Origin of the sequence: Nesterenkonia alba DSM 19423, from assembly GCF_000421745.1 — a bacterium.
GTDB lineage: Bacteria > Actinomycetota > Actinomycetes > Actinomycetales > Micrococcaceae > Nesterenkonia > Nesterenkonia alba.
On the sequence record NZ_ATXP01000010.1, the window covers coordinates 97,352 to 103,935 of the forward strand.

5 protein-coding genes and 2 tRNA genes are annotated in these 6,584 nt (G+C 62.2%); 5 read left to right on the plus strand and 2 right to left on the minus strand.

Annotation, left to right across the window (positions count from 1 at the left end; all coding sequences use genetic code 11):
* The first annotated feature begins 38 nt into the window (after nucleotides 1–38).
* Nucleotides 39–1,112, plus strand: coding sequence for a branched-chain amino acid aminotransferase (locus H578_RS0108725; protein ID WP_022873311.1), 1,074 nt, complete (start codon nucleotides 39–41; stop codon nucleotides 1,110–1,112).
* 29 nt (nucleotides 1,113–1,141) lie between these two features.
* On the opposite strand, the gene H578_RS0108730 is transcribed toward H578_RS0108725, so the two are convergent.
* Nucleotides 1,142–2,833, minus strand: a complete 1,692-nt coding sequence (locus H578_RS0108730; RefSeq protein WP_022873312.1) for a DUF885 domain-containing protein — start codon at nucleotides 2,831–2,833, stop codon at nucleotides 1,142–1,144.
* A gap of 67 nt (nucleotides 2,834–2,900) precedes the next feature.
* Between H578_RS0108730 and H578_RS0108735 the strand changes: the two genes are divergently transcribed.
* From H578_RS0108735 to H578_RS0108750, 4 genes are all read left to right on the plus strand, one after another.
* Nucleotides 2,901–3,674 carry a fumarylacetoacetate hydrolase family protein gene (locus H578_RS0108735; protein WP_022873313.1) on the plus strand — a complete coding sequence of 258 codons (774 nt, stop codon included), beginning with the start codon at nucleotides 2,901–2,903 and terminating at the stop codon, nucleotides 3,672–3,674.
* An 83-nt stretch (nucleotides 3,675–3,757) separates the two neighbouring features.
* Nucleotides 3,758–5,299 carry a glutamate--tRNA ligase gene (gene gltX / locus H578_RS0108740; RefSeq protein ID WP_022873314.1) on the plus strand — a complete coding sequence of 514 codons (1,542 nt, stop codon included), beginning with the start codon at nucleotides 3,758–3,760 and terminating at the stop codon, nucleotides 5,297–5,299.
* 76 nt (nucleotides 5,300–5,375) lie between these two features.
* A tRNA-Gln gene (locus H578_RS0108745) sits at nucleotides 5,376–5,447 on the plus strand.
* A gap of 108 nt (nucleotides 5,448–5,555) precedes the next feature.
* Nucleotides 5,556–5,628, plus strand: a tRNA-Glu gene (locus H578_RS0108750).
* A 649-nt stretch (nucleotides 5,629–6,277) separates the two neighbouring features.
* Here the strand turns inward: H578_RS0108750 and H578_RS15250 are convergent.
* On the minus strand, nucleotides 6,278–6,584 hold a 307-nt coding region (locus H578_RS15250; protein WP_156837274.1), incomplete at its 5' end, for an integrase core domain-containing protein.

Here is a 6,584-nt window from a genome sequence, read left to right on the forward strand (position 1 = left end):
GGTGACTCCACTGTCTGTGAAGCGTCCAGGAAGGCACCATGGAATTCGACGTCGTCCCTCACCCGAATCCCACCCCGGAGTCTGCCATCGCCGAGGCGCTGGCTGATATCGGCTTCGGCACCACCTATACCGACCACACCGTGGTGGTCGACTACCGCGTCGGTACTGGGTGGCACAGCGCCCGGGTGGAACCCTTCGGTGATATCACCTTGAGTCCGGCGGCAGCCGTGCTGCATTACGCCGAGACGATCTTCGAGGGACTGAAGGCCTACGTACACGACGACGGCAGCGTCTACACCTTCCGTCCGGAAGCCAATGCTGACCGGTTCCGGCGCTCTGCCCGCCGCATGGCCTTGCCGGAACTTCCTGAAGAGGTCTTTGTTGCTTCACTAGAGGAGCTGGTCTCCCGGGATAAAGCCTGGGTACCCAACGGGGAGGGGGAATCCCTGTACCTGCGTCCCTTCCTTTTCGCCACCGAGGCGTTCTTAGGTGTCCGCCCGGCCACTGAATTCACCTACCGGGTCATCGCCTCTCCGGCGGGGAACATCTTCGGCGGGGAACTGCGCCCGGTGAAGATCTGGGTCTCCCGGGACTATGTGCGCGCCGCACCCGGGGGGACCGGCTCAGCCAAGACCGGCGGTAACTACGCGGGGTCCCTGGTGGCTCAGCGTCAGGCCATCGAGAAAGGCTGCGACCAGGTGCTGTTCCTGGACCCCCTGCATGAGAACGCGGTCGAAGAACTCGGGGGGATGAACGTTTTCCTGGTCCGCGATGACAACACGCTCATCACTCCGGAACTGACCGGCACGATCTTGGAAGGAGTCACCCGTGACTCCATTATCCAACTGGCCAAGGACCGTGGCTTCACCGTCGAAGAGCGCCGCATCCGACTGGAGGAATGGGCCGCCGGCGCCGCCGACGGTTCCATCACGGAGGCCTTCGCCTGCGGGACTGCTGCAGTGGTCACCCCGATCGGGCAGTTACTCGACGGCGAGGAGACCATCACCATGACCGGTGATTTCTCCACCACCATGAGTCTGCGCGAAGAACTCCTGGGCATCCAGACGGGCCGGGTCGAAGACCGGCACCACTGGTTGCACAAACTAGCGTGACCAGCTGAGGGTGGGCCACCGCTGGCCGCCTACAGGCGGGCCAATTCGGTTTCCAGGTCGTCGAGTCCCAAGGCACCCAGGGATAGGGCCTTCATGTGCCAGTCCTTGAGGTTGAAGTCCTCCCCCTGGGCTTTCTGTGCTGCCTCACGTCCGGCCAGCCAGGATCGTTCCCCGAGCTTGTAGCTGATCGCCTGCCCGGGCCAGCCCAGGTAGCGGATAATTTCGGAGTCGATGAAGTCCTGAGGCCGTCCAGAGTGCGCAGCGAAGAACTCGGTGGCGTTCTCCCGGTTCCACCGCTGCCCCGGAGCTACGGGCGAGTCGTCGGGAATCTGAAGGTGCAAGTGCATCCCGAGGTCGATGACTACCCGGACTGCGCGCATCATCTGGCAGTCCAGGTATCCCATCCGCTCTTCGGCATCGAAGTACCCCAGCTCGTCCATGAGGCGCTCAGCGTAGAGCGCCCAGCCTTCGGTGGCACCGGAAGAAGACCCGATGGTTGTTTGGAAGGTGGACAGCTGGGGCGCCATGAGCACCCACTGGGCGAGTTGTAGGTGATGGCCCGGCACACCTTCGTGGTACCAGGTGGAGACCAGATCGTAGAGGGGGAAGACGGTTTGTCCCAGTGTGGGGAGCCACGTCCGGCCTGGCCGGGCGAAGTCCAGGGAGGGGCGGGTGTAGTAGGGGGCGGCGGCGGAGCCGGGCGGGGCGATCATTGCCTCGACGTGTTTGATCGGCTCAGCGATGTCGAAGTGCTTGCCGTCGAGTTCCTCGATAGCGGTGTCCATCATCTGTTGCAGCCACTGGCGGATTTCCTCCACGCCTTCGACGCGCCGTCCGTTTTTATCCAGCCACCGCATGCATTCCACCGGTGTGGAGCCGGGCAGGATCTCTTCGGCCAGGGTGCGCATCTGGGCGTCGAGTCGGCGGAACTCTTCCCAGCCCCAGGCGTAGACCTCTTCGGGGTCGATGCTTGCGCCCATCCACCTGCGGGTGTTGAGCAGATAGCGTTCTTCACCGACGGCATCCGGGGTCCCTGCGGCTGCGGGGAGATAGACCTCGCTTAAGTAGGTACGCAGGTCGCGCACTGCTGAGACGGCACCATCGGCAGCGGCCCGGAGACGGTCGGATAAATGGGCCGGGCCGGCGGAGACGAAGTCGTGGAACCACGTGGTCTGCGAGGCCACCCATTCCTGCAGCTGAGTGATGATCGACTCGACCTGCAACGGCGCGGCGAAGAGCTGCTGCTCACGGCCTTGTTCCAGGCTGCGGATCAGCGAAGTGTAGGCATCCGGGAATCGTTCCATCCGGGCGGTGATGACCTCCCAGTCGGCATCGGAGCTTTGCGGCATCATCAGGAAGATGGACCGTGCCCCGTCAACCGGGGACCCGATGATCCGCAGAGGCCGCAGGTGCTCACCGGCGTCGTAGGCTTCCAGCTCCACACCGAGCCGGTCCCGCAGCAGCCGGGCGCAACGCTCATCGAGTGCGTCGAAGGGTCCGGCCTCAGCCTCGAGTGCCTCAAGGCGCTGCAGGGTGGCGCGTATCAGCTCGGCTTTCTGCTGGTGGGCTTCTGGCGAGTAGTCGGGCATCCGGGTGTCATCGCGGTTGATGCCCAGTCCCACAGCGGTGGATGGGTCCAGGGCGGCCAGCTGCTGCACGTAGTCATCGGCGAGCTGGCGGGGTGTGGTGGGGGAGGTCTGCCCAGCAGTTTGGTTGCTCATGCGAACAATCCTGCCTGATGTGTGTGACGGCGAGGTAAACGACGCGCCCGGGAGATAGGCTGAACCCATGCGCATTGCACGTTTCGTCACCGAGGATCAGCCCGCCTACGGGGTCGTCACTGGCGAACCCGGGCAGGAGAGTATCGTTCAACTGGTGGGGGACCCCTTCTACCAGGGCATCCAGGAGTCAGGTCAACGGCACGCTGTAGAGGATGTGCGTCTGGTGGCTCCCATCATTCCGCGTTCTAAACTCGTCGGCGTCGGGCGCAATTATGCCGACCACGCCAAGGAGATGGGTCATGATCTGCCGGTCTCACCCATGCTCTTCCTCATGCCGAATACCGCTGTGGCGGGCCCGAACGAGCCGGTCACTTTGCCTGCTTTCAGTGAGGAAGTCAGTTATGAGGCGGAGCTGGCGGTCGTCATCGGGCGCATCTGTAAAGAGGTCCCAGAAGAGCGGGTGCCAGAGGTGATTTTCGGTTACACCGTGGCCAATGACCTCACCGCCCGTGATGCCCAGCGCACTGATGGCCAGTGGGCTCGGGCCAAGGGGTTTGACTCCTCAGCGCCCTTGGGGCCGTGGATCGAGACGGAGTTGGATGTCGAAGACCTGCGGATCACCGGTCGGCTCAACGGGGAGACCGTCCAGGACGGCACCACGGCGGATATGGTTTTTGGGGTTGCTGAGTTGATTTCGTATATCTCTCAGGCGATGACGTTGCTGCCCGGCGATGTGATCCTCACCGGCACCCCTGCCGGCGTCGGGCTGTTGCGCGAGGGTGACCGGTTCGAGGCCGAGATCGAAGGGATCGGCACGCTGACGAACTTCTTCCGACGCTGAGACCGGTCTTCTCACCCGGTACGACGACGCCGTCTCGCCCACTTTTCATCTTTGTCCACTGATCGTCAGGAGTAGTTGAACCGATGTCCGCCACTGTGGCTCCCCCCGCCGATGTTCCCACCGTCGCTGATGATGCTGATGTGCGTGTACGGTTCTGCCCTTCACCCACCGGGACCCCGCATGTGGGGCTGATCCGCACGGCCTTGTTCAACTGGGCTCATGCCCGGCGGCACGGCGGCACCCTGGTGTTCCGCATCGAGGATACGGACGCCGCTCGGGATTCAGAGGAGTCTTACCAGCAGCTGTTGGAGGCGATGCGGTGGCTGGGGATCGACTGGGATGAGGGAGTTGAGACAGGTGGTCCGCATGGGCCCTACCGGCAGTCTCAGCGTTCAGAGATTTACGCTGATGTGCTAGCCAAGCTGCGTGAGGCGGGGTTTGTCTACGAGTCCTATTCTTCGAATGAGGAGGTCAAGGCTCGGCACCAGGCTGCGGGGCGTGACCCTCAGCTGGGGTATGACAACTATGACCGCAACCTCACCTCCGAACAGGTTGCCGCGTTCCGGGCTGAGGGGCGCGAGCCGGTCCTACGATTCCGTATGCCGGATGAGGACATCACCTTCACCGATCTGGTGCGCGGGCAGATCAGTTTCGCCGCTGGGTCGACCCCGGATTTCGTGGTGGCCCGGGCCAATGGGCAGCCGCTTTATACGCTGGTAAACCCGGTGGATGACGCGCTCATGGAGATCACCGATGTGTTGCGTGGTGAGGACCTGCTCTCCTCGACGCCGCGGCAGATTGCCCTGTACCGGGCGTTGTATGCGGTCGGCGTGGCCCAGCACCTGCCCCGGTTTGGGCACCTGCCGTATGTGATGGGGGAGGGGAATAAGAAGCTCTCTAAGCGGGATCCGGAGTCGAATCTGTTCCATCACCGGGACCGAGGTTTCATCCCGGAGGGGTTGGTGAATTACCTGGCTCTGCTGGGTTGGTCCATCTCGGCGGATGAGGATGTCTTCACCGTGGATGAGCTGGTGGAGAACTTCGACGTCACGGATGTCAATGCCAACCCGGCACGGTTTGATGTCAAGAAGGCTGAGGCGATCAACGGCGTGCATATCCGCCGGTTGGATCCGCAGGATTTCCGGGACCGGTTGGTGCCCTACCTGCAGGCTGCGGGCTTGGTCGGGGAGGCTTTGACCCAGCGGCAGGCGTTCTTGCTTGACGGGGCTGCTCCATTGGTGCAGGAACGGATTGCTCTGTTGGCTGAGGGTGCGGACATGATGGCGTTTCTTTTCCGGGACGACGACGCCCTCGTCATTGAGGACAAGGCGTTTAGTGGGATCGGGCAGACTGAGGAGATTCTCAGCGTGCTGGATGCCTCGGCCCGGGCATTGGAGCCGGTGGGCGAGGGGGAGTGGACTACTGAGCGGATTGAGGCAGCACTGCGCGAGGCGTTGATTGACGGGCTGGGGCTGAAGCCGCGGAAGGCGTTCGGTGCGGTGCGTTCGGCCGTGTCGGGACGGAAGGTGTCCCCGCCGTTGTTTGAGTCGATGGAGCTGCTGGGGCGGGAGTCGTCACTCCGGCGGATTGCGCGGTTTAGGGACATCGCTGCCCAGCGTGGGTGAGGTGGCGCCGGTTTGGAGCAGGTCGGACTGATCGTGTAAGGTATCTATCCGTTGCACGGCCAGTATGGGTCTGCAGTGGGCTATGGTGTAATTGGCAACACGACGGTTTCTGGTACCGTTATTCTAGGTTCGAGTCCTAGTAGCCCAGCGGTTGATCGTGACAGTTCAACCAACAGTCTGATAGACTGTCTCAGCTCCCGGAGGTTCGGGAGCATTATTGTGTGAGGCTCCAAGAGCTAGCACTGCAATTAAATAGGGCCCCATCGTATAGCGGCCTAGTACGCCGCCCTCTCACGGCGGTAACGCGGGTTCGAATCCCGCTGGGGTCACAACCGCACCCTCGCACGCCCGAAAACCCCCAAAACACGGGGAAGGAAGGCTGCGGGGGTGCTTTCGTATGCGCTGAATGGCTGCACAAATGGCTGCACATGGATCTGGAGTGTCTCTCCGCAGCCTCGATAGGCATTGCTTGCTGGTGTCATCTAATGTGATCTGTATCACACTTGATAGCAGGGTTCTCTTGTTGGCTCTGTCTGCGAGAGTTAGGCGTGCTTAAGAGCAGCCATCTTCTTCTTATGTGCAGCCATCTGTTCGGCGCTCCGTTCGTCTCGTGATGGCTGCTTTCGAGCTATCGTCCTCCCACGCCATGTAAAGCTGGTTGGTTTTCTTGAGCTGGCCAGCCGCTATGAGGACGAGAGTTGGCTATGAGATCCATGAGTGCTGTTGCTGACGTTGAGGCACCGGAGTCGCTGACGGGTTCTGCCCTCAGTCGCAGACGGAGTTCTGTTCTGATCGCTCGTTGTAGTCCTAATCCTGTTTTCACTGGTGACGAGTTCGTGAGCTTGTCGTGGTCGGAGTTCTCAGGTGGCGGGGGAGCAGGACGGTTCGGTGGCTCGAGCGAATGTGACAAATGTCATCTCGAGTTTTGGGCGCTTTTCGGTTCGGAGTTGCTAAAAGAACTGGACAGGGTGTCCCGCGTCAAGTAGTTGGCAGGATTTCCTTGGTTTTGAATGTCGGGGTGGTGGGGTCGGCCAGGCCCAGGTGCACCTCCTTGGGCCGGTTCCATGAGATGGCCTCGTGGGGCCGGAGCTCGTTGTACTCGATCCGGTAGTCCTCGGCCCGCTCGGCGAGCACGATCGCGTCGTCGATCTCGTCCAGGTAGAGCCGTTCGTACTTCAGCGTGCCGAAGCCGCGTTCACGGGACCCGTTCTGCCCCGGGGTCTTCACTCGGGTGCGCACGTGGTGTAGCTCGGGGTGGGCGGCGATGAAGGACTCGAAGCGGAAG